The organism is Pseudomonas sp. Pso3 (assembly GCF_055393275.1).
The window spans coordinates 3,239,581-3,265,983 of the sequence record NZ_AP043687.1 but is presented as its reverse complement, the minus strand read 5'-3'; the positions used below and the strand labels follow the sequence as shown (position 1 = coordinate 3,265,983).

Annotated in this window: 26 protein-coding genes and 2 pseudogenes; 16 read left to right on the top strand and 12 right to left on the bottom strand. The window is 64.4% G+C overall.

All coding sequences use genetic code 11. The features are described 5' to 3' along the window. Positions 1-126: 126 nt before the first annotated feature. The 9 genes from ACZ5R1_RS15465 (at position 127) to ACZ5R1_RS15425 (ending at position 8,517) form a co-directional block, all read left to right on the top strand. On the top strand, positions 127-1,200 hold the full coding sequence (locus ACZ5R1_RS15465) for an ABC transporter substrate-binding protein (protein WP_288358430.1): 1,074 nt from the start codon (positions 127-129) through the stop codon (positions 1,198-1,200). Positions 1,201-1,432: 232 nt separating this feature from the next. Beyond that, entirely contained in the window at positions 1,433-2,506 is a 1,074-nt protein-coding gene (locus ACZ5R1_RS15460) for an ABC transporter ATP-binding protein (RefSeq protein WP_464712506.1), read from the top strand. Further along, entirely contained in the window at positions 2,493-3,365 is an 873-nt protein-coding gene (locus tag ACZ5R1_RS15455) for an ABC transporter permease (protein ID WP_150338357.1), read from the top strand. The genes ACZ5R1_RS15460 and ACZ5R1_RS15455 overlap by 14 nt, the downstream gene beginning before the upstream one ends. A gap of 5 nt (positions 3,366-3,370) precedes the next feature. Then, a complete protein-coding gene (locus ACZ5R1_RS15450) occupies positions 3,371-4,168 on the top strand; it encodes an ABC transporter permease (RefSeq protein WP_464712505.1) in 798 nt (265 codons plus the stop codon). Then, positions 4,165-5,304, top strand: a complete 1,140-nt coding sequence (locus ACZ5R1_RS15445) for an NAD(P)/FAD-dependent oxidoreductase (RefSeq protein ID WP_464712504.1) — start codon at positions 4,165-4,167, stop codon at positions 5,302-5,304. The genes ACZ5R1_RS15450 and ACZ5R1_RS15445 overlap by 4 nt, the downstream gene beginning before the upstream one ends. Then, entirely contained in the window at positions 5,294-5,641 is a 348-nt protein-coding gene (locus tag ACZ5R1_RS15440; protein WP_074584385.1) for a (2Fe-2S)-binding protein, read from the top strand. Before ACZ5R1_RS15445 ends, ACZ5R1_RS15440 begins: the two co-directional genes overlap by 11 nt. Beyond that, the gene (locus ACZ5R1_RS15435) at positions 5,638-7,017 is read left to right on the top strand and encodes an FAD/NAD(P)-dependent oxidoreductase (protein ID WP_464712503.1); all 1,380 of its coding nucleotides are present in this window, start codon (positions 5,638-5,640) and stop codon (positions 7,015-7,017) included. Before ACZ5R1_RS15440 ends, ACZ5R1_RS15435 begins: the two co-directional genes overlap by 4 nt. 13 nt (positions 7,018-7,030) lie before the next feature. Further along, complete coding sequence (locus ACZ5R1_RS15430) at positions 7,031-8,197, top strand: NAD(P)/FAD-dependent oxidoreductase (RefSeq protein WP_464712502.1); 1,167 nt, start codon at positions 7,031-7,033, stop codon at positions 8,195-8,197. After that, a complete protein-coding gene (locus ACZ5R1_RS15425) occupies positions 8,158-8,517 on the top strand; it encodes a RidA family protein (RefSeq protein ID WP_464712501.1) in 360 nt (119 codons plus the stop codon). The genes ACZ5R1_RS15430 and ACZ5R1_RS15425 overlap by 40 nt, the downstream gene beginning before the upstream one ends. 203 nt (positions 8,518-8,720) lie before the next feature. Here the strand turns inward: ACZ5R1_RS15425 and ACZ5R1_RS15420 are convergent, their stop codons facing one another. Continuing rightward, complete coding sequence (locus ACZ5R1_RS15420; RefSeq protein ID WP_464712500.1) at positions 8,721-9,008, bottom strand: hypothetical protein; 288 nt, start codon at positions 9,006-9,008, stop codon at positions 8,721-8,723. Between the two features lie 672 nt (positions 9,009-9,680). Between ACZ5R1_RS15420 and ACZ5R1_RS15415 the strand changes: the two genes are divergently transcribed. After that, the gene (locus ACZ5R1_RS15415) at positions 9,681-10,793 is read left to right on the top strand and encodes an STY4528 family pathogenicity island replication protein (RefSeq protein ID WP_464712499.1); all 1,113 of its coding nucleotides are present in this window, start codon (positions 9,681-9,683) and stop codon (positions 10,791-10,793) included. A gap of 47 nt (positions 10,794-10,840) precedes the next feature. Here the strand turns inward: ACZ5R1_RS15415 and ACZ5R1_RS15410 are convergent, their stop codons facing one another. Next, positions 10,841-11,116 (bottom strand): hypothetical protein, encoded by a 276-nt coding sequence (locus ACZ5R1_RS15410; RefSeq protein WP_464712498.1) that lies wholly within the window; start codon positions 11,114-11,116, stop codon positions 10,841-10,843. Between the two features lie 320 nt (positions 11,117-11,436). Here ACZ5R1_RS15410 and ACZ5R1_RS15405 point away from each other — a divergent pair, with 320 nt between their 5' ends. Continuing rightward, on the top strand, positions 11,437-11,784 hold the full coding sequence (locus ACZ5R1_RS15405; protein WP_158891822.1) for a helix-turn-helix domain-containing protein: 348 nt from the start codon (positions 11,437-11,439) through the stop codon (positions 11,782-11,784). Positions 11,785-12,231: 447 nt separating this feature from the next. On the opposite strand, the gene ACZ5R1_RS15400 is transcribed toward ACZ5R1_RS15405, so the two are convergent. Beyond that, the gene (locus ACZ5R1_RS15400) at positions 12,232-12,450 is read right to left on the bottom strand and encodes a hypothetical protein (RefSeq protein ID WP_464712497.1); all 219 of its coding nucleotides are present in this window, start codon (positions 12,448-12,450) and stop codon (positions 12,232-12,234) included. A 274-nt stretch (positions 12,451-12,724) separates the two neighbouring features. On the opposite strand from ACZ5R1_RS15400, the pseudogene ACZ5R1_RS15395 reads away from it, so the two are divergent. Next, a pseudogene (locus ACZ5R1_RS15395) lies at positions 12,725-13,113 on the top strand (SDR family oxidoreductase); the annotation flags it as partial. Between the two features lie 89 nt (positions 13,114-13,202). On the opposite strand, the pseudogene ACZ5R1_RS15390 reads toward ACZ5R1_RS15395, so the two are convergent. Beyond that, positions 13,203-13,992 (bottom strand): annotated as a pseudogene (locus ACZ5R1_RS15390) (helix-turn-helix transcriptional regulator). Positions 13,993-14,131: 139 nt separating this feature from the next. On the opposite strand from ACZ5R1_RS15390, the gene ACZ5R1_RS15385 reads away from it, so the two are divergent. Next, a complete protein-coding gene (locus ACZ5R1_RS15385; protein ID WP_464712496.1) occupies positions 14,132-14,947 on the top strand; it encodes a carbon-nitrogen hydrolase family protein in 816 nt (271 codons plus the stop codon). Between the two features lie 107 nt (positions 14,948-15,054). Further along, a complete protein-coding gene (locus ACZ5R1_RS15380) occupies positions 15,055-16,383 on the top strand; it encodes an APC family permease (protein ID WP_464712495.1) in 1,329 nt (442 codons plus the stop codon). Positions 16,384-16,676: 293 nt separating this feature from the next. Here the strand turns inward: ACZ5R1_RS15380 and ACZ5R1_RS15375 are convergent, their stop codons facing one another. The 8 genes from ACZ5R1_RS15375 to dapA form a co-directional block, all read right to left on the bottom strand. Further along, positions 16,677-17,438: a DeoR/GlpR family DNA-binding transcription regulator gene (locus tag ACZ5R1_RS15375; protein ID WP_074584379.1), complete on the bottom strand. Its 762-nt coding sequence runs from the start codon at positions 17,436-17,438 to the stop codon at positions 16,677-16,679. A 55-nt stretch (positions 17,439-17,493) separates the two neighbouring features. Then, positions 17,494-18,177, bottom strand: a complete 684-nt coding sequence (locus ACZ5R1_RS15370) for an SDR family NAD(P)-dependent oxidoreductase (protein WP_464712494.1) — start codon at positions 18,175-18,177, stop codon at positions 17,494-17,496. Between the two features lie 11 nt (positions 18,178-18,188). Further along, on the bottom strand, positions 18,189-19,319 hold the full coding sequence (locus tag ACZ5R1_RS15365; protein ID WP_464712493.1) for a sialidase family protein: 1,131 nt from the start codon (positions 19,317-19,319) through the stop codon (positions 18,189-18,191). Next, positions 19,306-20,718, bottom strand: a complete 1,413-nt coding sequence (locus ACZ5R1_RS15360; protein WP_464712492.1) for a sodium:solute symporter family protein — start codon at positions 20,716-20,718, stop codon at positions 19,306-19,308. The genes ACZ5R1_RS15365 and ACZ5R1_RS15360 overlap by 14 nt, the downstream gene beginning before the upstream one ends. A gap of 61 nt (positions 20,719-20,779) precedes the next feature. After that, positions 20,780-21,799, bottom strand: coding sequence for a 4-hydroxythreonine-4-phosphate dehydrogenase PdxA (gene pdxA / locus ACZ5R1_RS15355; RefSeq protein ID WP_464712491.1), 1,020 nt, complete (start codon positions 21,797-21,799; stop codon positions 20,780-20,782). After that, positions 21,792-23,045: a four-carbon acid sugar kinase family protein gene (locus ACZ5R1_RS15350; RefSeq protein ID WP_464712490.1), complete on the bottom strand. Its 1,254-nt coding sequence runs from the start codon at positions 23,043-23,045 to the stop codon at positions 21,792-21,794. Before ACZ5R1_RS15350 ends, pdxA begins: the two co-directional genes overlap by 8 nt. Then, on the bottom strand, positions 23,042-24,208 hold the full coding sequence (locus ACZ5R1_RS15345; RefSeq protein ID WP_464712489.1) for an iron-containing alcohol dehydrogenase: 1,167 nt from the start codon (positions 24,206-24,208) through the stop codon (positions 23,042-23,044). The genes ACZ5R1_RS15350 and ACZ5R1_RS15345 overlap by 4 nt, the downstream gene beginning before the upstream one ends. A gap of 12 nt (positions 24,209-24,220) precedes the next feature. After that, positions 24,221-25,096: a 4-hydroxy-tetrahydrodipicolinate synthase gene (dapA, locus tag ACZ5R1_RS15340; protein WP_464713288.1), complete on the bottom strand. Its 876-nt coding sequence runs from the start codon at positions 25,094-25,096 to the stop codon at positions 24,221-24,223. Between the two features lie 366 nt (positions 25,097-25,462). Here dapA and ACZ5R1_RS15335 point away from each other — a divergent pair, with 366 nt between their 5' ends. Together ACZ5R1_RS15335 and uraH are read left to right on the top strand one after the other, a co-directional pair. Further along, a complete protein-coding gene (locus ACZ5R1_RS15335) occupies positions 25,463-25,939 on the top strand; it encodes a GlcG/HbpS family heme-binding protein (protein WP_027602717.1) in 477 nt (158 codons plus the stop codon). Positions 25,940-25,950: 11 nt separating this feature from the next. Continuing rightward, positions 25,951-26,349, top strand: a complete 399-nt coding sequence (gene uraH, locus ACZ5R1_RS15330; protein ID WP_464712488.1) for a hydroxyisourate hydrolase — start codon at positions 25,951-25,953, stop codon at positions 26,347-26,349. The last annotated feature ends 54 nt before the right edge of the window (positions 26,350-26,403 follow it).

The window sequence follows — 26,403 nt, the reverse complement described above, 5'->3', positions numbered from 1 at the left end:
CCATAAAAAGAAAGCGTTTCCGAATGGCGGTTACCGCGATGTCCTCGGAGGCGGATGCCTGGATCTTCCGGTCGTGTCCTCACGACGTTCTCGATCTGCCGCAACGCAAAAAAGGGAGCATTGCCCGTGACCAGTCCGTATCTCGTCCGTACCCCATCCATCTCCTTGCGTCAGGGGTTGTCCGCGCTGCTGTTGGCCGCAGCGGGCGCTGGCATGACGCTTCCCGCTCACGCTGAAACGACGCTCTACGTGGCCGGCGTCGGCGGCTCCACCGAGCAGATGTACAAGACCCGCGTCATTCCCGCCTTCGAGAAGGCGCATGGGGTCAAGGTCGTGTATGTGTCGGGCAACTCGACTGAAACGCTGGCCAAGCTGCAGGCGCAGAAGGGGCGGCAGCAGATCAACGTCGCCATGATGGACGACGGCCCCATGTACCAGGCGCTGCAGCTCGGGTTCTGCGAAAAGCTCACGGATGCGCCTGTCTACCAGGACCTGTATCCCCTGGCGCGCCTGAGTCCCGAGGCCACGGCAGTGGGTATGGTCGCCACGGGGATCGGCTACAACGAAGAAGCCTTCAAGAAGCGCGGGTGGGCGGCTCCGACGTCCTGGAAGGATCTGGAAGATCCGAAGTACCGGCAGCTGCTGGGCATGCCGCCGATCACCAATACCTACGGACTGCATTCGCTGATCGAGATGGCGAGGCTAAATGGCGGCGGCGAAAAAGACATCGATCCGGGCTTTGCGGTGTTCGAGAAAAAGATTGCGCCCAATGTACTGGCCTGGGTCAGTGCACCGGGCGAGATGGACGGGATGATGCAGAACGGTGATGTGGTCATGGCGGTGTACGGCAGTGGCCGGGCGGTGGCGCTGCAAAACACCGGCTTTCCGCTCAAGTTCATCTATCCGAAAGAGGGGGCCGTAGCGCTCCAGGTCGCCGCCTGCTCCGTCACGCCGAATGCGCAGTCCGAACTCTCCCAGCAATTCATTCAGTACGTGCTGTCGCCGGAAATCCAGAAGATCCAGTCCGAAAGTAACGGCTTTGCGCCGGTGAATCGCACTGTGGAGCTACCGCCAGAGCTGGCTGCCCGTATGCCTTACGGACAGGAAAAGGTCGACAGCCTGCTCAAGGTCGATTGGGACACCATCAACCAGAAGCGTTCCGAGTGGACGACGCGCTGGAACAGGACCATCGAGCGGTAAAGGGCATGTCGACCAGACGGCGATGAAGTGACACCGGGATTGCGGCTGGAGAGGAAGGCGCCTTCGGGCTACTTATCTACCCGCCACAGCGCCAAGCCCTGAATCCATTTCACCATCGTCCGGTTCCGACTCGCTCAATGATCGAGTGGCTGGTTTTTCCCTAGGAACCGGTCGCTCCCACCTCCCTTGGACGAACAGTGATCACGCCCTCGTGATCGCCGGAGGCATGCCCATGGCTTTCCTGATCCTCGACGGCCTCGTCAAAACCTATGGTGACTTCACCGCCATCGCCGGGCTCGACCTGGCAGTGGAGAAAGGCGAATTTCTCTCCCTGCTCGGCCCTTCGGGGTGCGGCAAGACCACGACCCTGCAGAGTGTTGCCGGCTTCGTACAGCCCACCGCCGGGCGCATCGTGCTGGACGGGCGAGACATCACCCATGTCCGGCCGGAGAAGCGCGGGCTGGGGATGGTGTTCCAGAGCTATGCGCTGTTCCCCCACATGACCGTGGCCGAGAACGTCAGCTTCGGCCTGGAGATGCGCGGCGTGGCGCGTGGCGATAGCGCAGAGCGGGTGAAATCGGCACTCGACATGGTGCGGCTGCAGGGCCTGGGCGAGCGTTATCCCAAGGCCCTGTCCGGCGGGCAGCGTCAGCGGGTGGCCATCGCCCGGGCGCTGGCGATTCGGCCGAACCTGTTGCTGCTGGACGAGCCCATGTCGAACCTCGACGCCAAGTTGCGCGAGGACATGCACATCGAGTTGCGCGCCATCCAGCGCGACCTGGGTATCACCACCATCCTCGTCACCCATGACCAGGTGGAGGCGATGACCATGAGCGACCGTATCGCGGTGATGCACGGCGGGCGCATCGTGCAGATCGGTTCGCCGTTCGAGACCTATGAGCGGCCCCAATCCCCCTTCGCCTCGAGCTTCCTGGGCAAGACCAATGCCTTCCCTGGGGCCGTCCAGACCCGCAAGCCGCGCTGCTACGAGGTCAAGGTCGACGGCCTGATGCTGCATATCCCTCATGAGGGGCATCAGTTCGACGGCGATGTAAACGTCTACCTGCGGCCGGAAAAGATCCGCCTGGCCGAGCCGGCCGAAGCGCGCTTGCGCGGCACGGTGCGCATGCGGGTGTTCCTCGGCAACCTCTGGCTGATCGGCGTCGAGAGCCCCCTGGGACCGGTGAACCTGACGCAGCCGAACCTCGGCGCGCCGCCGCCGCTGGAAGGGTCTGAGGTGGGCCTGACCTGGCTGGACGATGACCTGCGCCTGCTCGGCCGGGAGGTGTCCCATGGCCACCTATGATGCCGAGCGCGTCGGCAGTGCCCCCTGGCTGCTGACTGGCCCTGCGCTTCTCGTCTTCCTGACCCTGCTGGCGGCGCCGCTGGTGCTCACCGCTATGCTGTCGTTGAACCTGTTCAGTGACACCAAGGGCGTCATTCCCGTGTATTCGCTCGCCAACTACCTGGAGGTGTTCGGCGACGACTATTTCCACGAGATCTTCCTGCGTACCGGAGGAATGGCGCTCGCCGTGACCATCTGCTCGGTCCTGATCGGCGTACCGGAGACGCTTATTATCGCCCGGATGCGGGCGCCCTGGCGATCGCTGTTCCTGCTCGTGGTGCTCGGTCCGCTGCTCATCTCGGTCGTGGTGCGCACCCTGGGGTGGGCCATCCTGCTGGGCAACAATGGCCTGATCAACCAGGCGTTGCAGGCGCTGGGCATCATCGATTTTCCGATCCGCATGATGTTCACCCAGTTCGGCGTGGTGCTGGCGCTGACGCATGTGCTGGTGCCCTTCATGGTGATCGCCGTCTGGGCCAGCCTGCAGAAGCTCGATCTGCAGGTGGAGCAGGCCGGCCTATCGCTGGGCGCTTCGCGGATGACGACCTTCAGGCGGGTGGTGCTCCCGCAGATCGTGCCGGGGATCCTCTCGGGTTCGATCATCGTCTTCGCCCTGGCGGCCTCGGCCTTCGCCACCCCCGCGATCATCGGCGGACGTCGCCTCAAGGTGGTCGCCACGGCTGCCTACGACGAATTCCTCGGCTCGCTGAACTGGCCGCTGGGCGCCGCCATCGCGGTGCTGTTGCTGATCGCCAACCTAGTGATCGTGGTGGGCTGCAGCCGGTTGGCCGAGCGCCGTTTCAAACACGTCTTCGAGTGATCGCCATGTACCGGAACGGTTTCTTCTCCCTTGCCTTTCACACGCTGTTCATCGCCTTCATCGTCGCGCCGCTGGTGGTGGTGATGGCGGTGTCCTTTACCGGCGAAGGTTTCATCTCGCTGCCCTCTGGTGGCCTGTCGCTGCGCTGGTTTGAGGCGCTGTGGGCCAACCAGGAAATGGTCGATGCCTTCTGGCTGTCGCTCAAGCTGGGCCTGGTGTCGGCGACGGTCGCCACCCTGCTAGCGGTCCCCGCGGCGCTGGCCATCAGTCGCTACGACTTTCCCGGCCGCGGGGCGATCACGGGCTTCCTGATGTCGCCACTGATGATTCCCTCGGTGGTGCTGGGGATCGCCTTCCTGCGCTTCTTTTCCCTCGCCCAGGTGGGCGGCTCGCTGTGGGCCCTGAGCATCACCCACGTCATCGTCGTGCTGCCCTATGCCTTGCGGCTGACCCTGGCGTCCACCATCGGCCTCGAGCGCGATGCGGAGCACGCGGCGCTGTCCCTGGGCGCCAATCGGCTGCAGACCTTCTGGCGGGTGATCCTGCCGCGGATCCGCACCGGCGTGGTGGGTGGCTGGCTGCTCGCCTTCATCCAGAGTTTCGACGAGCTGACCATGACGGTCTTCGTCGCCACGCCAGGCACCACGACCCTGCCGGTCGCCATGTACAACCAGATCGCCCAGACCATCGACCCCTTGATCACGGCAGCCTCCACGGTGCTGATCCTGGGCACCCTGGCGGTGATGTTGATACTAGATCGGTTGGTCGGCCTGGATCGGGTGTTGATCGGAGAGAAGCAATGAACGACAGCAGCGTACCGACCTCGGCGGACGTCATCGTGGTCGGTGGCGGCCTGGTCGGCATGGCGGTCGCCTATGGCCTGGCCAAAGCCGGCACCAGGACCCTGGTGCTCGACCAGGGCGATGATGCCTTCCGCGCCTCCCGGGGCAACTTCGGTTTGGTCTGGGTGCAGGGCAAGGGTTTCGACCGCCTCGAATATTCGCGCTGGACAAGGTCCTCCGCGCTGGCCTGGGCCGGGCTGGCCGAAGGCCTGCTGCAGGAGACGGATGTCGATGTCCGCCTGAAGCAGCCCGGCGGTTTTCACATGTGCTTTTCCGACCAGGAATTGGCGGAGCGCCAGGCGCGGCTGGCAGGTATGCAGGCCGGTCTGGGCGATTACCCCTTCGAGATGCTGGATCAGGCGGATCTGCGGGCGCGCTTGCCCGGCATAGGGCCGAATGTCGTCGGGGCGAGCTACACGCCCATGGATGGCCACGTGAATCCGCTCAAGCTGCTGCGCGCTCTGCACGCCGGGGCGCGGCACCACGGGGCGACGATACTGGGGCGGATGTCGGTCGAGCGGATCGATTCCGCGCCGGGCGAATTCGCCGTGGTCACGCCGGGGCAGCGCTTCACCGCGCCGCGCCTGGTGCTGGCGGCAGGCCTGGGCAATCGAGCGCTGGGGGAGCAGGTCGGGCTGCATGCGCCGGTCGCTCCGAATCGGGGGCAGGTATTGGTCAGTGAGCGGGTTCGCCCCTTCCTCGACTACCCGACGATCAATGTGCGCCAGACCGACGAGGGCAGCGTGCAGCTCGGCGATTCCATGGAGGAGGTCGGCTTCAACGACCTGACCACTACCGACGTGCTCGCCCGGATCGCCCAGCGCGGCGTCAGCACCTTCCCGCTGCTGGCTGACGTACGCCTGGTGCGCGCCTGGGGCGCCCTGCGCGTCATGAGCCCGGATGGCTATCCGATCTACCAGGAGTCCGCCTCGCATCCCGGTGCCTTCGTCGTCACCTGCCACAGCGGCGTGACCCTGGCCGCGGCGCACGCGACCCGGATCGCGCCCTGGGTTCGGGGCGGTGAACAGCCAGAAGAGCTGGCGGTGTTCGCCGGCGAACGTTTTCTTACGGGGGAGGTGTTTTCCCATGCCCACTGATTCCTTGTTTCGCCGCGTGGACGCCGAAGGCGGCCGCCTCATCACCCTGACCTTCGATGACCAGGCCTTCCAGGTACCGAGCGGTCTCACGGTTGCCGCCGCCTTGCTGCTGGCCGGCGTACGGCAGTTCCGCACCTCGCCGGTGGGCGGTGAAGCCCGTGCACCCTATTGCATGATGGGCGTGTGCTTCGAATGCCTGGTCGAGATCGATGGGGTGCCGAGTCGCCAGAGCTGCCTGATCGAGGCGGCCGACGGCATGCGTATCCGTTCGCAGCAGGGCGCCCGGGAGCTGCCCTTCACCGCTGCCGAACCCGTGGTGATGGAGGTGCAGCCATGAATCTCGAACCTGTGGACGTCGTCGTCATCGGCGCGGGCCCGGCCGGCATGGCCGGGGCCCGCACCCTGGCGGACCTGGGACTCTCCGTCGTGCTGCTGGATGAGCAGTCGGCGGTCGGCGGACAGATCTATCGCGGTATCGACAGCGCCTCAGCGGCACGGCGTACGCTGCTCGGGCCGGATTATGCGGCTGGCGTCGACTTGGCGAATGCGGTGAAGAGCACGACCGTGCGCCATGAGACGGGTGCCTCCGTCTGGCAGATCACCCGCGAGCGTCAGGTGCACTATCTCAAGAACGGACAGGTACGTTCCTTCGCCGCCAGGGCCGTGCTGCTGGCGACCGGTGCGATGGAGCGACCCTTTCCCATTCCCGGCTGGACCCTGCCCGGTGTGATGACCGCCGGGGCCGCGCAGATCCTGCTCAAGACCGCTGGCATCGGTCCGCAGGGACCGGTGGTGCTGGCCGGGTGCGGACCGCTGCTCTATCTGCTCGGCTGGCAATACCTGCGGGCGGGCATACCCATTGCGGCCCTGGTGGACACCAGTCGCCGTGAGGATTACTGGCGCGCCCGTGGGCACCTGCTGGCGGCGCTGCGGGCCTGGCCCTATCTGCGCAAGGGCGTCTCGCTGTTACGCGCCCTGCGCAAAGAGGAGGTCCCGCACTACACCGGCGCCGAGCAGTTGCAGGTCGAAGGGGAAGGGCAGGCCCAGGCACTCAGCTTCGTTGTCGCCGGGCAGTCGCATCGCTTGCCAGCCAGTATCGTGCTGCTGCACCAGGGCGTGGTGCCGAATATCCAGTTCACCCAGGCGCTCCGGGCCCAGCATCGCTGGGATGATGCGCAGCTTTGCTTCGTGCCGGAAACCGATCGATGGGGCGCGCTCGACGTGCCCTTCATCGCGGTGGCGGGTGATGGCGCGGGTATTGGCGGGGCCCAAGCGGCCGCGCTGCAAGGGCAAGTCGCGGCGCTCGGGCTGGCGCGTAGTCTTGGCCAGATCACCCCGGCGCAGCGCGATGCCCAGGCCGCTCCCTTGCGTGCGGAGCTGGAGCGCAACCTGCGTATCCGCCCCTTCCTCGATGCCCTGTATCGCCCGCGCGAGGAGAACCGGATTCCCGCGCGTGACGACGTCACCATCTGCCGCTGCGAAGAGGTAACGGCGGGCGACGTCCGGCGCTTTGTCGAGCTGGGGTGCAGTGGTCCGAACCAGGCGAAATCCTTTGGGCGCTGCGGCATGGGCCCCTGTCAGGGGCGCATGTGCGGACTGACCGTCACCGAGATCATTGCCAAGTCCCGTGGACTCACGCCTGACGAGGTGGGCTACTACCGCATTCGGCCACCGATCAAGCCCATTACCCTGGGAGAGCTCGCCAGTGGCTGACAGGACGGCGGACGTGATCGTCATTGGCGCCGGGCTGCATGGGTTGAGCACGGCCTGGCATCTCGCGCAGCGCGGCGTGCGGGTAATCGTGCTCGAAGCCGACTATGCCGGGCGACATGCCTCCGGGGTGAACGCCGGCGGGGTGCGGACGCTTGGCCGGCACCTGGCGGAAATCCCCCTAGCGCTGGCGTCGCGCGCGCTCTGGCACCACCTGCCGGCGCTGCTGGGGACGGACGCGAGTTTCGTCGCCAGCGGCCAGCTCAAGTTGGCCGAAAGCGACGAGGAGCTGCAGGAATGTCGGGACCGAGTCGCCCACCTCCAGGCGCACGGTTTCTCCCATGAGGTGCTCGTCGATCGGCAGGAGGTCTTCGAACTCCTGCCGACGGTGGCGCCCCATGTGGTGGGGGGCATCTGGGTGGCGGACGATGGCTACGCGACGCCTTACCGGGTAGTGACGGCGGTTCGGCAGGCAGCGGAGCGCCTGGGTGTGGTGCTGCATGAACAGACGCCTGCGCTATCCATCATGCAGCGAAGCACACGTTGGCAGATCGAGACGCGCCAAGGGCGGTTCGAGGCGGACCAGCTGGTCGTGACGGCAGGTGCCTGGGCGGGGCGCCTGGCTGCCGAGGTGGGCGAGCCGGTACCCACCTATCCGCAAGGCCTGATGCTGATGGTGACCCATCGAGTGGCGCCCTTCTGCAAGCAGGTACTCGGCGCCACCGGTCGCGCCCTGTCCTTCAAGCAGTTCGATAACGGCACGGTGGTCATTGGCGGCAAGTTGATCGGTGCCCTGGACTTCGATGCTGGCCACGGCGAGGTCGATATCGCTCGGCTCGTGACCAGCGCCCAGACCGTGACGGATCTCTTTCCGCACCTTAGGCATCTGGGCATCAACCGCGCCTGGTCCGGTATCGAAGCCTTCATCGAGGACGATCTGCCCGTCATCTCGAACAGCAGTCGCACCAGTGGATTGACCTATTCGTTCGGTTACTGCGGCAGCGGTTTCCAGATGAGTCTCGGTACTGGCCAGCGCGTCGCGCAGCTGGTGCTGGGCGAGTCTTCACCCATCGATCTTGCGGCCTTCGCCATCGATCGCTTTCACAGAGATTCCTCAACCCCCAGGCCACTCAAGGAGCCTATATGCAACCCATTACCCGTATCGAAACCAACCAGCGCATGAGCCGGGTCGTCCAGTACAAGGGTGGCATCACCTTCGTCGGCGGCCAGACCGCCAACGACCGCACCCAGGACATCAAAGGGCAGACCGCGCAGGTCCTGCAGAAGATCGACGACTACCTGGCCAAAGTCGGCTTGAACAAGACACGCATCCTAAGCGCCCAGGTATGGCTGTCGGACATCCAGGCCAACTTCGCCGGCATGAACGAGGTGTGGGACGCCTGGGCACCGGAAGGGCAGGCACCCGCGCGGGCTACAGTTGAGTCCAAGCTGGCGGCGCCGGAATTGCTGGTCGAGATCGCCATCGTCGCAGCGGCGGAGTGAAGGCGGCCGCTTGAGTGCCCTGTAGCTGAGACACTGCGCCTATATCAAGAAACGCCGGTAGAACACTGCCTTTGATGTAGAGCCGATTTTGCTACAGACCCATGGAGACTGTTGCGACAGGTGCTCGATGTAAGGCGTTTGTAGCGGAAAGTGTGAAGCTTTAGAAGGCTGGGATGGTTGCTAGACCATCCCAGCCACCGCTTCTAATCAACGGTAGTCGCTTGAGCAATGGCGCACCGGGAACTGGAGATTGCCCGGCGATAGAGCGTGACCATCTCGTCTAGCAATTCCTGAGCGATGTTGCAGGCAACCTTTAGCCGCAGCTCGTCAGAAGGACCAGAGTCGCGCTCTGCCAGCTGAACTAGCAGGTCACCTAGCATTGAGGCACGAAGATCCGCATCGGCTTCGATAGACCGAGTGGAAAGATCCATTTGGTTAAGCGCGATTGGCTTGCTGGGGAAGGGGACCACAGAGGGCTTTTTCTCAGCCATGGCACACCTCCGTTGTAGAGGTATATGACGAGCCGATAGCGCCGAGGCGGAGCTCGGGCTTAAAAGAAAGACGGTGCATTCATGCTGCTCCTTGGTTCGGTTGAGGAGCCGCCACCACCGTTGTCACGCGGTATGGAGGCGGACCGTACGGGGGTGACAACCGGGAACCAAGGGAACCGGCCAGGCCGAAGCCTGCCCCGCACGGCCCGCCATAAAACGCACGCAGCCGAATGCTTAGCATTGGCTGTGGGCGATTAGGCTACCGCGCCCTTGTTCATCGGGTTGTCACGCCCGGCCATGGGATTGACCATGACCAGGCAAATCTACCGCGCTCATATCGCGACCGCAACCGGTCACAGGCGTTCCTAGCTCTACCCAGCAGTGATAGCAGTTGGTTAATCACGAGCAACATGCAGCAGGGTGGAGACCGTTTGTTGGTCAGGTCATCCAGACGGTTTCCCGGCCCCGGCCTTGGCAGACAGTCCCAGACCTTCTCCGCCGTAAAGCTAGGGGGCTCTCCCCACCTATGACTCATCGCCTTTTGGTCTGCAGCAGACCATTTGGTATGCAACAGAAATACGGTAACGGGCCAAATCGGATTTATCCGGGACAGACCAGTTGGTGCCAAAGAGACTCGCCTGGCAGCCGAAAGGCCTTGGTAGGGGAGAGGAAATGGCAAGCTATTCCGCACACGAGCGCTACGCATCGACTGACTGGTTCACTACGCCAACCGCGCTGCTGGTAGATCCGCGGCTGACGCCCTTGGAGCGCAACGGCTGGCAGGTCTTGCGCATGCTCAGCGGCCCTGATGGCATCAGTTCGCTTACGAGCCTGAGCCAGCTACGGCGCTATCTCACCACCACGCCATTAGGACAGCGGGCGGGCTATGAGACGGCGCGCCGCGTTCTGAAAGTGCTGCGCCTGACGGGATGGATCGCGCTGGTCGGTGTGCAGCGTGACCCCATGACAGGCAAGGTGATGAGCGAGCGCTACAGGGTGCATGAGCGTGCCTTAGCGTTTGATCAGGCATGCAATGCCGACCAGACGCTTGCCTGTCTATTACAAGCGTGCCTGCACGAAACTGGGCATCCGATCCAGCGGATCGCGCAGCATCTGAGTCAGGCATTCACGCAGGGTGAGCGCAGTGAAGAGGCAGTGCCTAATGGAGCTTCTATCCCAAGCGAGTTTGGGAGCTCTATCTCCGGGGCGGTACCTGTGGAGTCCGGCTTAGGCCAAACCGGTCTGCCACAGACCAACGAGGTCCACGACGAACCAATTGGCCAATACAGTACGTACAGTAGTAAGACGTATAAAGTACGTACGTATCCTTCAGAGCTGGAAAACCCGAAGGTCAGCGCTCCGCTTCCATCCTGTCTCGCGGGAATTGATGAGGAGCAGTTGCAGGAGCTGCTGAAGGCACTTAACGAGTTGTCCCTGGAGCAGCGTCAGCAGGTGTTGGCAGAGCTTGAGGCCAGACACCGTAGCGGCGGTGTGCGCAACGTGGTGGCCTATGCCTTTGGCTTGATCAGACGCGTGCAGTCGGGAGGTTTCCGGCCCTATGCACTGCGGGATAGGCCGGCAGTGCAGACCGTGACGAACAGAGTCCCCGGCATGGACCGTCGTCCACGTCCGGCACATCGAGTAGCCCCCGCAAAGCGCTCAACGCCCGAGGTTGCTGAAAACCATATTGCGACGCTTCGCAAGATGCTCAACATGCCTGTCAGGGTGTCGCGCGTGCTCGACGACATCAAAGCTCAGTCCGAGCAGCTCAGCGAAGAAAGCTAGTCGTGGTGACTTAAGAATGATTGAGCCACGCTGCGGGCTTGGACTGCTCATAGGCCCAGTGCGGAGGCGTTCGTAATGCTTTTGCTGCGGCGATGGATGATGACCATCTCATCCAACAGATCTTGCGCAGTCATCTTGATAATTGTGGCGCGAAGCGAATCTGTTTCCAGGGTGCTGGCGTCAAGCTGATCGAGTAGGTCCTTCAGTACGGAAAAGCGTAGCTCGATGTCATCTGAAAGGTCCGACAAGTCGCTTGCGAAGTGGCTGGCGTCGATACCTTTCTGCGGGAGCGGATAAATCCGCGTGTTCTTGGTGTGCGTCATGATGCGTATACCTCGATTTTCCTAACGTCCGTCTAGGGGGCGATCAATCGATCCTGTCCGGGCGGGTCGCTCAGCACTTCAGCCTTCACTCGATGGCTTGAAGGTATTCCAGCCTTCGCAGCAGCCTTAAAAGCGCTATTGCCCAAGGTGCCGGGCTAGCCATATCTCTGTTGACCAGGAGGATTCCTGCCCTCTCACTAGCTGCCCATGAGCAGCTAGGCGAGCTTTAGCAGGGCAACCTATAGAGTTGATATTCAACCTGTAATGCCCTTCATGTCAACAGGGTGTCGCTCGACCATTGAGGTTGAAGGGAGGGCGTCATGGCTGAGTACGATACGGCGGCATTGGCAGGTCTGGTGGGGCGAGCCATTGCTCGGCAGCGCATTCGCTGCGGGTTCACCCAAGAGCAGATCGCCGAACGATTGGGGATAGGCAACGAGGCGGTATCGCGCATTGAGCGCGGTTTGGTCATGCCTAACATTGAGCGCTTATTGTCTCTGGCGGAGGTATTCGGCTGTGAAGCAGCGGATTTGCTGACCGAGGCAAGTGTCCGGCCTCAGGATCAGGCCCGACATCTCGAAACGCGCCTGGCTACCCTCAGCGCCGAGGATCGCCAACTGGTCATGGAGTTGCTTGAAAGTCTGATTCAGCGACTGGGACGCGGTTGAGCGAGCGACTAGGGTGCTTGATTCCCGCACCTTTAGGCTCTCAGGCAGATGCCTGGGAAGGAGCAGTGCCGGCTCCTCGACGGGACCTGGCGTCTGTGCGCTTGAAGGAATAGCAGGCACAAAAAAGCCCTCGCGAGAGGGCTCCTTCACCGGCGATAGAGTTACACGAGCAGGTGGGCGAGATAGGCTACGTCAGCAGTAAAGGCCGCGCCGGTGAGTACGGGCACCGCGATCCACAGAGGATTGGCCTGACGCTTACGGTACCTGGCAGACTTCTCAAGGACCGCGTCAACCTCAGCGCGTGTGGCTTCGACCCTACGGCGTCTCGACTCATTTATGGCTTGTGCGTTCATGCGCTACTCCTTTGGAGGGCGCCTCCTCCGGGGCCTTATTCAAGGCCGATATAAGCGTGATCATAATACCGGTGATTACTGCTGCAAGCGTGGCTCATTTTCGAAATGAGTCGACGCGCAGCTCTGTGATTTCGATGTTGAGCTTGTCGATCTCCAGCAGGGTCTTCTCCAGCGTCAGCTCAGCCTGGTACCAAGCAATTTGCTCCACTTCGGCCGCGATATCAGCAGGCGACAGCTCGAGCCGCGGATCTCTAGGGTCTTCATCGAAATCGCCCGCAGATAGCCCTAATGGCGGCTCCTGTCTATTGGACATACAGTACCCATCTTTGATTGGTGGAAAAAATACGTGGGGCTATGCCCCCTCTTACGATGGCCGGCAGCGCCCGGCCCACGGTGAGCATGCGCGGCGCGCCAACTAGTCGCGCCGCGTTTCCACATAGGCCGGCTCTCAGACACGGTTGTCGGTCAAAGAACGTAGCTCCTGGCGGCTGTGGCTGATTTAGGTCCCGGCCGAACGACTCCGGGTCGGTGTCAACCTGCGCAAACCTAAACGTTTTACTGGCTTTCCTCGCTACGATCGCTTTTGGTGCCGTGAGGCCGTCAAGACAATGATGCCCAACGAATCCGGAGCTATCGTCACCATGGCCTCATACGCGTCCGGCTGTGCGTTTCCAACCCTCGGCGCCTACGGGGCGTACTAGCCCAACTGACCGGCACGCTCGCGCTCGAAGCCATCGAGCACGGCATCCGCGTCAACGCGGTCGGAGTCGGCAACGTCGTCACCAACATCCTTAATGGCGTGGTCGGCGACGGCCCGGGTTTTCTTGCTCGGCACGGCGAAACCGCGCCCATTGGCCGTGCTGGGCAGTCGGAGGAAATTGCCGAGATTGTCGCCATGCTCACCTCGGACCGCGCAAGCTATCTAGTCGGCTCGATGGTCATGGCCGATGGCAGCATGACTGTCACCGCCGGTTGATCAACCCATCACGCATACAGGAGACCCCCCATGGTCATACTGACCCAGGTTGCCTTCTTCATTGCACTGCGCGATGCAAATCTGTGGCGTCATCCGCGCTGAGCCTGCAGGAACACCGCGAACAGCTCCGACTGCGACTTGATGCCCAGCTTGCTGTAGACGTGCTTGCGGTGCACCTTCACGGTCTCAGCCGAAATGGCTAACTTGCGCGCCACCTCTTTGCTGGAGTACCCGCTGAGGACCAGACGCGCCACTTCCAGCTCGCGACCGGTCAGCGCCGTTTCCACTTGGCGTGCCATCCGCTCAAGGCGCTCCTGCCAAGGCGGGGCGGCCGTCGGCTCACTGGGCTCCGGCTCGTGGTTCAGGCGCTGACGGACCAACGCGGTAACCCAGGGCGCTACCAGGGAGAACAGGGCTATCTGGTCAGGTTGGAAGCGTTGCCGTGAACCCAGTGACAGACACAGCGTTCTAGCACCGGGGAGGGCGACATTGAACTGCACCTCGTCAGCGACCACGTTGAGGCTGAAGTAGCGCTGGTAGTAGGTAGTAGTCCGTTTGCTCGAAACAGTCAGGCGCGATTTCGCTCAAGCGTACGAGACCTTCCCGCTGGCTCTCGCGACTGGCGATGTAGAAGGGGTCGAGCAGGTACAGGCCGTGCAGATAGTCCTGAAAGAGCCGGTCCGGTGCACCGTCGTCGCCGGGACTTTCAGCCAACACCTGCGGGCGTCCGTCGCTAAAGACCAGGGCCACCCAACTGTCGTGATGTACGTACTGCGCCAGCGCGCGAGTCATGGCACGCCAAAAGTGCGGGCGTTCGAGCGCTTCGATGAGTTCGGCCACGGTCTGATGGAAGGCGATGTCGTGCAAGGTCATGGTCATCTGTCTACCCCTATGGGGTTACCCCGCGTGCGTAATTCCGCCTGTGTGGCTCCGCCTCCATACTCGACTCCGGCCGGAGGGGTGTCCGCATTCTGTGTTTGCCCCCCACCTGATGCAACACCAAGAACGGAGCCCCGTCATGCAAGTTGAACTCGCTCAGCTCACCGGTCGTGATGGTGATACGGCCCATAATCTCGCCCAGGCCCTGCAGGCTATCGCGGCGTGCAGGGCGGGTACACGCCTGCTGGTGTTCCCGGAGACCTACCTGACGGGCTTTCCGACGCCAGAAAACGTTGCGGCCCTGGCGGAGCCTTTAAACGGTCCGAGCCTGACGGCTATCGGCAAGGCAGCGGCTGCGCGTGGGCTGGCTGTTGCCATCGGTTTTGCCGAAGACGACGGCGGCACGTTCTATAACACTACTGTGTTGATGGACGGGCAGGACATTGTGCTGATCTATCGCAAGACGCACCTGTGGGCGTCGGATCGCGGCGTGTTCGCGCCGGGCGATCGCTACGCCACCGCGCTGCTGGAGGGCGTACGGGTCGGCTTGCTGGTGTGCTTCGACATCGAGTTTCCGGAGAGCGCACGTGCCCTGGGCGAGCTTGGCGCAGAGCTGCTGATCGTCACTAACGGCAACATGGACCCGTACGGGCCGACGCACCGAACCGCGATCACCGCGCGGGCGATGGAAAACCAGGCCTACGCGGTGATGAGCAACCGGGTCGGCGCAGGCGACGACGGCCTGGTATTCGCGGGCGGCAGTGCAGTGGTCGACCCCAACGGCAGCCTGTTGCTGGAAGCCGGTCGAGAGCCCTGCGCGCAGTCCATTACCTTGGACTTTCATCGCCTAGCTGAAGCCCGCCGTGACTACCGCTATCTGGAAGAGCGCCGCATGACGCTGCCAGGTACGCGTATCGACCATGCCAATGGCGTGCGTGAGCTACTGATCCCCTGACATTTCCCTTCTGAAGGGCGCCACAGACGCGCCCGTTGCGGCATTGCCGCGCGCTTTTGCCGACTTCGGTCCTGCCATAACAACGTATAAAATGGGAGTAACCAGTAATGGCTCGTCTGCAACGATCCCTCTCTCTGGGAGCGGTGGTGCTGTTCGGCATCGCCTACATGACGCCGATCATCGTACTCGGCACGTTCGGCATCCTTGCCGAGATTACCCACGGTGCCGTATCAGCGGCTTACCTGGCCGCTGCGGTGGCGATGTGCTTCACCGCGCTGAGCTACGCGCGCATGGCCAAGCTGTTTCCGGTAGCCGGATCGGCTTATAGCTATGTGCGCCACAGCATCAGCGATCACCTCGGGTTCATCGCCGGCTGGGCGGTGTTGCTGGACTACCTCTTCCTGCCGATGGCGATCTGGCTGATTGGCGCGGCTTACCTTCATTCGGCGTTCCCGCAGCTACCCCAGGCAGTTTGGGTGCTGACGTTCATCCTGGTCACCAGCGTGATCAACATCTTTGGCCTGCACCTGGCCAAGAGCATCAACAGCGTACTGATGTTGGTGCAGTTTTTGGTACTGCTGGCTTTCGTGGCGCTGTGCGTGCATTACGTGCTGGGCGACGCCAGCAAGCCGCTGTTGTCGTTGCAACCGTTCTTGGGCGAGGGCGTGAACCTGTCCCTGGTGATGGCCGGCGCGGCGGTAGCCTGTTACTCCTTCCTGGGCTTTGATGCGGTCAGCACCCTGACCGAGGAAACCCGCGACCCCCAGCGCACCATTCCTCGGGCGATCCTGCTGATCACCCTGATCGGTGGACTGATTTTCGTGGTCACGGCCTATTTCGTTCAGCTGGCCCATCCGTCCACCCTATTTGAAAGCAGCAATGCGGCCGCTTACGAGATCGCGCGCAATATCGGGGGTGACCTGTTTGTGTCGGTCTTCCTGATCGGGTTGATCGTGGGCCAGTTCACCTCGGGCTTGTCGGCGCAGGCCAGCGCCTCGCGACTGATGTTCGCCCTGGGCCGCGATGGCGTGCTGCCCCGGGCGCTACTGGGCACCCTGAGCCCGCGCTTCGGTACGCCGGTAGGCGCTATCCTGGTCTGCGCGGTAGTGGCGCTGCTGGCCCTGAGGCTCGATGTCACCACCTCGACCTCATTCATCAACTTCGGCGCCTTTCTAGCGTTCAGCCTCGTGAACCTCTCAGTGATCGTTCACTTCGCACGCCAGCCGCAGAAGCGTGGCCCCCTACAACTGGTGCTCTACCTACTGTGTCCACTCATCGGTATGTTGGCGACGCTCTGGCTGATGATCAGTCTTGACCGCTTGGCGATCATGCTTGGCTGCAGCTGGCTGCTGCTCGGTGGACTCTATCTGGCTTGGCTGACGGGAGGTTTTCGTAGTCGCCCGCCCGCACTTAGTTTCGAAGCTGAGCAAGGGTAAGTAACGCGCTTTTCGCTGTGCAGGGCAGGTACCCAGCCAAGCCGGCGAAGGCGTGTGAGTACATCTGCTTCGCCGGTGGCCACATACCGAACCATTGCCGTATCGGCTGCGGGTGGCCTCTATGCACTCAGCTCAGGCGCCGGCCAAGGTTTGGCGTCAGGAGCCGGCGACACGGTTCAGGGGTGGCACCCAAAGCACGCCTGGAATGAAGCTGGTGTGTGGATCACAGCCGCCTACCGCGTTTAACGACTGATCCTTACGCCAAGGCCCTGCGTAGATCAGCGCGTTAGCGCTCAGGAAACCACTTCGACCCTTACCAATCCCAGCTGCCTGAACGGCGTCAGAACCTCACCCGCCGTCGCATCGGTAATCAGCGTCCAGTCCGTTTTTAGCGGCGTCCAGTGTTGCTGGCGATCCCGGCCCAGCTTGGTCGAGTCGGCAAGCACGAAGACCTCAGCGGCCTGTTGGATCATCAATTCCTTGAGGTAGGCCTGCTCAGTGCTGGCCTCACAGAGGCCGCGGCCGGCGACAACGCCGTCGGCGCTGAGGAAGACCTTGTCGGCCGAGAGTCGCTCCAGCATGGTGAAGGCCGCCGGGCCGAAGGTGGACATGCTGCCGGGGCGCAGGTCGCCGCCGAGCAACGTCACATGGCCTTCGGGCAGATCGCGCAGCAGCGGCACCGCCAGCAGGTTGTTGGTGATGACGTGCAGGCCGCGTCTTTCGTTGAGCAGCTTGGCCAGGGCAGCGGTGGTGGTGCCGCCGTCCAGCACCAGGGTGTCGTGGTCGTTGATATGGGCGAGGGCGGCGCGGGCGAGCAGCGCCTTTTCCGGGCCGGACTGGTTGCTGCGTTGCTCCAGGGACGGCTCGGGCTCACGGGTGCCGATGTGGGTCGCGCCGCCGTAGGTCCGCAGGATCTGGCCCTCTTCCGCGAGGGCGGTCAGGTCGCGGCGGACCGTGGCTTCCGACACTCCCAGATGCCGACACAGGGTTTCGACGTTGGTGTGACCGGCCAGGACCAGTTCGAGGATGGCCTGGCGACGTTTGGCGACCTTCATGGGGAATCCATCGGGAGAGACCGCGCTACTCTAGCGCAGTCACGCTTCCCCCACATCACAGCGACGCGCCACCGCAGACCGTCAGCGTCTGGCCGGTGAGGGCGCCGGCATCCGGACCGAGCAGGAAGGCGGTCAGGCCCGCCACCTCTTCAGGCTGCACATAGCGACCCAGCGGGGGCAGCCGCGGCGGCGTGCCGGCGCGACCCGGATCGCGCAGCATGGGCGTCTCGGTGGCCCCGGGCGCCACCAGATTTACGGTGATGCCACGCGAGGCCAGCTCCAGCGCCCAAGAGCGCACCAGGCCCACCAGGGCTGCCTTGGTGGCGGCGTACTGGCTGCGTCCGGCCGCGCCCTGCATGGTGCGGCTGCCGATCAGCACGATGCGCCCGCCCTCGGTGAGGCGCTCGATCAGGCGATCCACCAGCCGGCTGGCCACGGCGACGTGCAGGTGCCACATGGCGGCGCCGTCGGCCGGATCAAGGGTGCCCAGTGGCGCGGTGCGCATGAAGCCGGCGGCGTGGACAAGGGCGTCCAGCGGGCCAATGTCGGCCAGCACGGCATCCAGCGCCTGGGCATCGGCCAGGTCGACGCCGATCCAGGTCAGCGCCGTATGCGGCTGTTCCGGCGGGCGGCGGCTGAGGCCCGTCACCCGCCAGCCTTCGGCGAGCAGGCGCTGGGTGATGGCTGCGCCGATGCCGGAGCTGACGCCGGTCACCAGGACATGAGGCTGAGTCGTCATCGCCATCTCCTCTAACGCAGCGCCGCCAGGGGCAGCCGGACGTGCTTGATGCGCTGGCGGAAGTAGGTGAAGGCCAGGTGCACATCCCCGTCGGCCGCCTGCACCAGGCTGGGATAGGAATACTCGCGATTGAGCTTTTCGGTGGAGTTGTTGGTCAGGCAATAGCCATCGCCGGCCTCGACATCCAGGCGCCGCCAGCTGTGACCCTCGTCCGTGGAGACGGCCAGGCTCATGGGACCGCGCGGCACGCCCCAGACGGCGCTGCGCTCGCCGTCCTTCGCCACCGGATCGACACGGCTGTCGCCATCGTCGATCTCGTCATAGAGCGAGGCGCGGCGTTCGCTGTACTCGGCGGCGCTGGTGGGGTTGTAGGCCACGACCAGTTCGCCGCTGGCGAGGCGGATGAACTGGATGGAGGAGTTGTTGTTGAGCAGGGTCGTCGGGGTGGGGGCGCTCCAGCTGCGCCCGCCATCCTGGGAGCGGCTGGCGTGGATGAAGTCCGCCCAGCGACTGCGGAACAGCGCCAGCAGGCTGCCGTCCCCCAGCCGCTGGATGTTCATGTGCACGCAGCCGGTGCTTTCCGGTACCGCATGTTCGGTCCAGCTGCGGCCCTGATCGCCTGAAATCAGCACGGCGCTGGTGTCATGGCTGCCTACCCATTTCTCGCCGGGGCGGGCGATGCAGTGGAAGATCGGCAGCAGCCAGTCACCATTGGCGAGCACCACCGGCGGCTGGCGAACGAAGGTGCCGGGGGTGTCGATCAGGGTTTCGATCGGGCCCCAGCTGTGGCCGCCATCCATGGACAGCCGACGACGGACGATGGCGGTGTCCTGGTTGCCGGCCACCTGGGCCGTCCACAGCAGCCACAGTGGACCACCGGGCGCCTGGAACAGGATGGGATTCTGCTCGGAGCGAGTGGGGTCGTCCGACAGTTGCACGGGCTCGCTCCAGGTGCCGGTGATGGGGTCGCGACGGCTCAGCAGCACCGAGACGTCGGCCTTGCCTTCCTGGGTCCCGGCGAACCAGGTGCACAGTAGGGTGCCGTCAGGCTGGGCCAGCAGGTTGGCGGCGTGGTTCTGCGGATAGGGCGTCGGCAGGAAGCTGTCCTGGCGGCCGGCGATGGCGATTTCAGTGATGGACATGGGGGACCTCGGTAGGAGCGGCTTTGGCGGCGGGCTGGGGGAAGAGACGTTCGATGACCACGACGATGGCAGGCGTCGCCAGGGCAACGTACATGTTGTCGATGCCATAGGGATTGCCCAGCAGATACCAGACGCTGGTGGTGATGGTCGAGGCCAGCAGGCCCAGGGTCGCACCGCGGTTGGTGGCGAACAGCGGCAGGTAGATGGCGATCATGGCGATCACCGCGATGGACAGGCGCAGCGCCCGGGTAAAGAACGACAGGTTGAGGATCTCGGGGACGAAGAACACAAAGAACAGCGGCACGAAGCCGATGATCAGGGAGATCGCCCGGGTGGCCTTGAATTCACGCTCGGGCGTGGGCTTGCGCAGCGGCACATAGAAGTCGCGTACAACCAGCGAGGCGATGGCCAGGGCCACGGTGCTGACGCTGACGAAGATGGAGGCGACCAGGGAAATGGTCACCACGCCGGCCAGTACCGGGTGCATCGACTGCAGGAAGACCGGCAGGGCGTAGAGACTGCTCATCTCCGGATGCAGGTACTTGGACGCAACCCCGATGAAGCCCAGCGCCAGGGAGATGGGAATGCACAGCAGCGAGGCATGGAAGGTGGAGCGTTGGGCCGCGCGCGCATCCTTGGTCGAGGAGATCGCCTGGATGATGAACTGGGTGGAGAAGATCGCTCCGACGGTACCGATGATCCAGGCGAAGATCTTGCTGCCGCCAATGGCGCCGTCCCAGGTGAAGTAGTGCTCCGGCATGTTCTGCATGACCGGAGTGAAGCCACCGGTCATGTGCAGGGCCACGCCCAGGACGATGAGCACGCCCACGTACTTGACCGAGGTGTGCAGGATGCTGACGTAGGCCACGCTCTTCAGCCCGCCGAAGACGTAGTACAGGGTACTGACGATGGCGGTGATGAAGGCCGCGGTGGGCAGGTTGATCTTGAGCACCGTGGCGATGGCCGCGGCGCCGCTGACGTAGTTCCCCACGTTCACCAGCAGGAGGGCGTAGATCATGATGATCGACACCATCAGCTTGGTGGACAGGCCGTATTTCTGGGCGATGAAGCCGGAGATGGTGAACTCACCGGAGGCGTAGAGCTTGCGCGCCATCAGCAGGCCGAACAGCGGAAAGCCGATGGCCGCGGCGATCACCGACCAGGAGGCGGCGAAACCACTCTCGAAGGCCGCCTGGGCGGTGCCCACCGTGGACTTGGCCCCGATGAACTCCGACATCATCAGGATGCCCACCACGAAGGCCGGCATGCTGCGCGCGGCCACCATGAATTCGCCGCTGGTGCGGCTGCGCAGCCGGATGCTGAGCCAGGTTGTGAAGAGAATGTAGACCACCACCATCCCGATGATGATGGCGGTGCTTTGCACGTCGAACGTTTGCATGCGAGTGACTCCGTTTGTTGTTGTTGGATAGCACTGGCGTTACGGAAAAATCGGTCGCTCCTCAGGCGATAGCGGCCTGGCTGGCGCGATGCCGGCTGGCGAGTTCGGTGGCCTGGCGCAGCGCCTCGATGAGGCTGCGCTCGTCGGCGATGCCCTTGCCGGCGATGTCGAAGGCGGTGCCGTGGTCCACCGAGGTGCGGATTACCGGCAGGCCGACGGTGACGTTGACGCCGGCTTCCAGGCCCATGACCTTGACCGGGCCGTGGCCCTGGTCGTGGTACATGGCCACCACGCAGTCGAAATCGCCACGACCGGCGCGGAAGAACAGGGTGTCCGCAGGCAGCGGGCCTTCCACACGCCAGCCGCGGGTGCGCAGTTCGTCGATGGCCGGCTGGATCTTGGTTTCTTCTTCCCCGTAGCCGAACAGGCCGTTCTCGCCGGCATGCGGGTTGATACCGCAAACGGCGATCAGGGGATCCTGGATGCCGGCCCGCTGCAGGGTCGCGTGGGCGCGCTCGATGGTGCGCTTGACCAGGCCCGGTTCGATGCGCGCGATGGCATCGATGATGCCGATGTGCGTGGTGACGTGGATGACCTTGAGGATCGGCGTCATCAGCATCATCGACACCTCCTCGGTGCCGGTGAGGTGCGCCAGCAGCTCGGTGTGGCCCGGGAAGATATGGCCGCCCGCGTGCAGGGCTTCCTTGTTCAGCGGGGCGGTGCAGATGGCGTCGAGTTCGCCCGCGGAGGTGAGCTGCACGGTGCGTTCGATGTAGCGATAGGCGGCGTCGCCGGCCAGCGCGGACAGCTTGCCGTAGGGCAGGTCGGCGGGAATCAGCCCGAGGTCGATGCAATCCACCACGCCGGGTTGGAAGCGTGCCTGATCGGGGCACTCGATGGCGTTGATCTGCAGGCGACCGCCGACGATGCGATTGGCATCCTCCAGGCGACCCGCGTCGCCGATGACCAGCGGCCGGCAGCTGTCGTAGACCGAGGCGTGGGCCAGGGACTTCATGATGATTTCGGGACCGACGCCGGTGGCGTCACCCATGGTGATGCCGATGACGGGACGTTCAGACATGGTGGGCTTCCTTCTGCAGGGAGGCCGTGGCGGCCTGTGCGGGTAGGCTGGCGCGCAGGTGGCGCCAGGCGTCGAGGAGAGTGTCGGGTTGGCCGAAGCCGCCGGCCTTGGTTACTACCCGCAGGGCGCGACCGCGCCAGCGGGTGCTGGCCAGGGCCACGCCTGGGGCGAGGGCGCCGTGCAGGTCCAGCGCCGTGATGCCGGCCTGGGCGAGCAGGGCGCGAGCGGTCTCGCCGCCGGTAGCCATGAGGGCGGCGGCCTCCTGCAGGGCGGGCTGTAGCAGTTCGGCCAGGGCCTGGCTCAGGGCCACGGCCTGACGCGGGTCGCGGGCCTGTTGGTCAAGACTGACCAGGACGTCTTCGCCGCGGGCGAGTTGCCTAGCGAGGGCCGTGGCCAGCGCGGTACGCTCGGCGGCGCGCTGCGGCTCCAGCAGCCAGGCAGGGGCCAGCCGCTGCCAGTGTTGGCCGCTCCCCGCCACCAGCCGCTTGGCCTGGGCCTGGGAGTGCCGAGACATGCTGCCCACCACCGTGAGGATCGGGCCGTCGCTCGGAGGGCGGAGCGCGATGTGGCCGGTCAGGCCCAGGGCAGCGGGCAGCGCTTCGGCGAGACCTGCCGAACCGACCCAGAACAGCTGCTGCGCAATCGGAGCGGAAGCCCGGGCCAGCGCCTCCAGGTCTGTTTGGCGCTCGGCATCGCAGACCAGCGCGGGCAGACCACTGTCCAGCGCGCGGCGCAGGGCGGCGGCCAGGGCCACCGGCTGACGGAGGGTGGCGAGGTCGAGCCGCGCACAGCTGATGCCGTGATCGGTCAGTTGAGCGACCAGATCGGCACTGCCGGTCAGGCCCTCGTTGCGCCAGACATCGGTCTGGTCGACCGGTACGCCGTCCAGGTACTGGATGCCACCCTGGGTCGTGCGGCCCAGTGCCGGGTAGGCGGGGGCGACCAGGGCCAGGCCACGCGGGGCAAGGGCCGCTACCTCGGCGGCGACGTTGCCACGCAGGGTGGAGTCGATTTTCTTGTATAGGGCCGCGCCCGCCAAGGCCGGGTGCCCGAGCAGTGCGGCGTGGCGTGCGGCCGCCGCGCGCGTGTCCAGGCGACGGCTGTCCAGATCCAGCGCCGTCACCGGTGCCTGGGTGTCCAGGGCCTCGGCGTCGAGCAGTACCCGGGTCGCCTGGGCCTTGGCAAAGCCCAGGGCGCAGTCGGCGGCGCCGCTGAGGTCGTCGGCCAGGATCAGCAGGCGGGTCATGGCAGCAGGCGCCGGTACAGCGCCTGGATGTCGTCCAGGCTCAGCGGCTTGGGATTGTTGACCATCAGCCGGGTGACCTTGGACGCCGCCACTGCCATGTCCGGCAGGTGCTCCTCGCGCACGCCAAAGGCGGCCAGATCCTGGGGAATTTCCAGCGTGGCGGTCCAGGTGGCGATCTGCTCGATCAGCTTGCCTGCGGCGGCTTCATCGCTGTCTTCCTGGCGGGCCAGACCGCAGACCAGGGCGGCGCGCTTCAGGCGCGGCGCGCAGCTGTCCAGGTTGAAGGCCATGACATGGGGCAGCAGCATGGCATTGGCCACGCCATGGGTGACGTGGAACTTGCCGCCCAGGGGATAGGCCAGCGCATGGACAGCGGCGGTGCCAGCCGCGGTCAGGGCCACACCGCCATAGGTGGAGCCGAGCAGCATGTCGCTGCGGGCGCGTATCGAATCCGGTTGCTGGTAGGCCTCGACGATGCTGCCGGCGATCAGGCGCATGGACTCCAGGGCGAAGGTATCGCTGACCGGGTTGGCCTTGTTGGAGATGAAGGACTCCAGGGAATGGGTGAAGGCGTCCATCCCGGTAGCCGCGGTGATGGCCTTGGGCAGGCTCAGGGTCAGCAGCGGATCGAGCAGCACCAGCGCGGGCAGCAGGTGGCGGCTGACCACGCCCACTTTCAGCTCTTCGTCGGGCAGGGTGACGATGGCATTGGGGGTTACTTCCGAGCCGGTCCCGGCAGTGGTCGGCACCAGCACGGTGGGCAGCCCGGCGCGGGCTACCTGGTCGATGCCGAGCATGGACCTGAGCGACTGCTCGTTGGTGAGCATGACCGCGAACAGCTTGGCGGCGTCCAGCACCGAGCCACCGCCGATGGCCAGCAGGGCGTCCGGTTGGCGCGGCGCGACCTGCTCGCGAAAGACCTGCTCGATGTTCTCAAGGGTCGGCTCGATCTCGACGTTGTCGATCACGGCCACCTCGATGTCGCGGGCAGCCAGCTGCGCCTTGACGCGCTCGGTCACGCCCAGGCTGTGCATGGCGTTCTGGGTGACCAGCACCACGCGGCGCAGCGGGACGTCGAGAAGGGCGAGCTTGTCGCCGAGCTGATCCAGGGCGCCAGCGCCGTGAACCAGGTGTTTGACGGTCTGGAAATGATAGAGGGACATGGGCGCTCCGGATCAGTCGCGGTAGATGGCCAGTAGGCCTTCGAGCTTGTGTACGGTGGCTTCGTCCAGCGGCGCGACCGGGGCGCGGCAGGGGCCGACGGGGACGTTGAGCAGGTCGGCGGCCTTCTTGAGTACCGAGGGCATGGTGCCCAGGGCGAAGGCATCGCGCAGCGGCCGCAGCTTTTCCTGGGCGGCGCGGGCGGTGGCGTGGTCGCCGGCCTGGAAGGCGTTCCAGATGGTCATGACGACCTGGGGCACCGCATTGGCGGTAGCCGCCACCGCGCCATCGCCGCCGGCCAGCAGGTTCCAGTAGATGAGGGAGTCGGTACCGGCGAAGACGGCAAAGTCGTCGCTGCGGTACTTCATCATCTGCACCAGGGCATCGAAGTTGCCGGCGCTGTCCTTGATGCCCTTGATCTGCGGGTGCTGGCTCAAAGCGGCCACGGCGCCGATGCCGATCGACATGCCGGTCTTGGCCGGAATGTTGTAGAGCATGAGCGGCAGCGAGGAGGCGTCGCCTATGGCTTCGTAATGCGTGATCAGCTCTTTCTGGCTGACCGCATTGAAGTAGGGCGTGATCACCGACAGGGCATCGACACCGCGGTCCGCCATTTTTTTGTTCAGTTCAATCACTTCGTGCGTGGCGAAGGCACCGGTCCCGGCCACGACCGGGACCCGGCCGCCCGCGGCGTCCACGGTGAGTTCGGCGATACGCAGCTTCTCGGCTTCGGACAGGGCGAAGAACTCGCCGTTGGTGCCCAGTACGAACAGGCCGTGGACGCCAGCGCCGATCAGGTTTTCGATCAAACCGCGCAAAGCGTTTTCATCGACACGCTGCTGGGCGTCAAAAGGGGTAACGAGGGCGGGAACGATGCCGCGGAATTTCATGGTCATGCCTACATTGTGATTGTTGTGATCACAATAAAGCATGTTTTGATCTAATCGATCAATAGTGGTCCGCTGATTTTGCGCGTTCGATGAACGGGTGCACTTCCGGAAGGCAATAGGCATACGCGAGGCAACGGTCGACTCGAGTTGCTCGGCGATAGAGACGGATAAACGCAACGGCAGTCTCGGCGCGGCGCCTTCACGCGTCTGATGGAACGAATGTTCAAACCGTGGGTAAGGAGTGGTGCCTGTTGGGTCCGACCAGCTATCCCGCTGATCCTTCTGACAAAATTGTCATCCCGCAGTACCCGTTTCTGACCGAACGATCAGGATAGGTTGGCGAGGTCATCTCCCGGACCTCGAATCATGTCGCGCTTTCTTTCTTCCCTAACCGTCACGCTGCTGGGCGCTGCCTTGCTCGGTCAGGCGCAGGCGGCGCTGCCGCAGCACCCCGATCTCGACCTTGCTGCCGCGCAGCGTCTGGCGCAGGCCGCGCCCTGCAGCGCCGCGCTGGCGGTGCTCGACCGCAGCGGTCAACTGATCCTCCTGCAACGCGATACCCGCGTCGGACCGCACAACGCCGAGGCGGCGCGGCGCAAGGCCTTTACCGCCCTGTCCACCCGCACCCCGTCGCAGGCGCTGGCCGAGCGTGCCCGGCAAAACCCGGACGCCGCCAATCTCGTCACCCTGCCCGAATTGCTGCTGCTGGGCGGTGGCATCCCCCTCTACGAAGGCGACCAGCTGGTCGGTGCCCTGGGCATCGCCGGTGCCGGCGGTGGCGGGGCGGACGAGCGCTGTGCGCTGGCGGCCGCTGAACACCTCAACCTCACCTCTCATCCTTGAAGGAGATTTTCATGAAGACGTTCGTGCTGTTGTCGGGTCTGGCCCTGTCCGGCTTTGCGGTCGCCGCACCCAATCCCCTGAGTGTCCATGTGCTCAACCTGGAAGACGGCAAGCCGTCGGCCGGCGTGCACCTGACCCTGGAGCGCCAGGTGGGGCAGGGCTGGCAGCCGCTGGCGGAAGAGGTCACCAACGAGCAGGGCCGGGTGCCGGCGCTGTTTCCCAAGGAAAAGACCTTCGAGAAGGGGGAGTACCGGGTGGTCTTCAAGACCGGCGACTACTATCGCCAGCAGGGCCGCAGCGCCTTCTTCCCGGAGATCCCGGTGGTGTTCGACGTCACCCAGCCGGAGCAGCACTACCATATCCCGCTGTTGCTCAGCCCCTACGGCTTCAGCACCTACCGCGGTTCCTAGCGGCAAGGCCTCCCAGGCTGGCCAGAGTATCCAGCCTGGGAGGCGCCAGGGCAG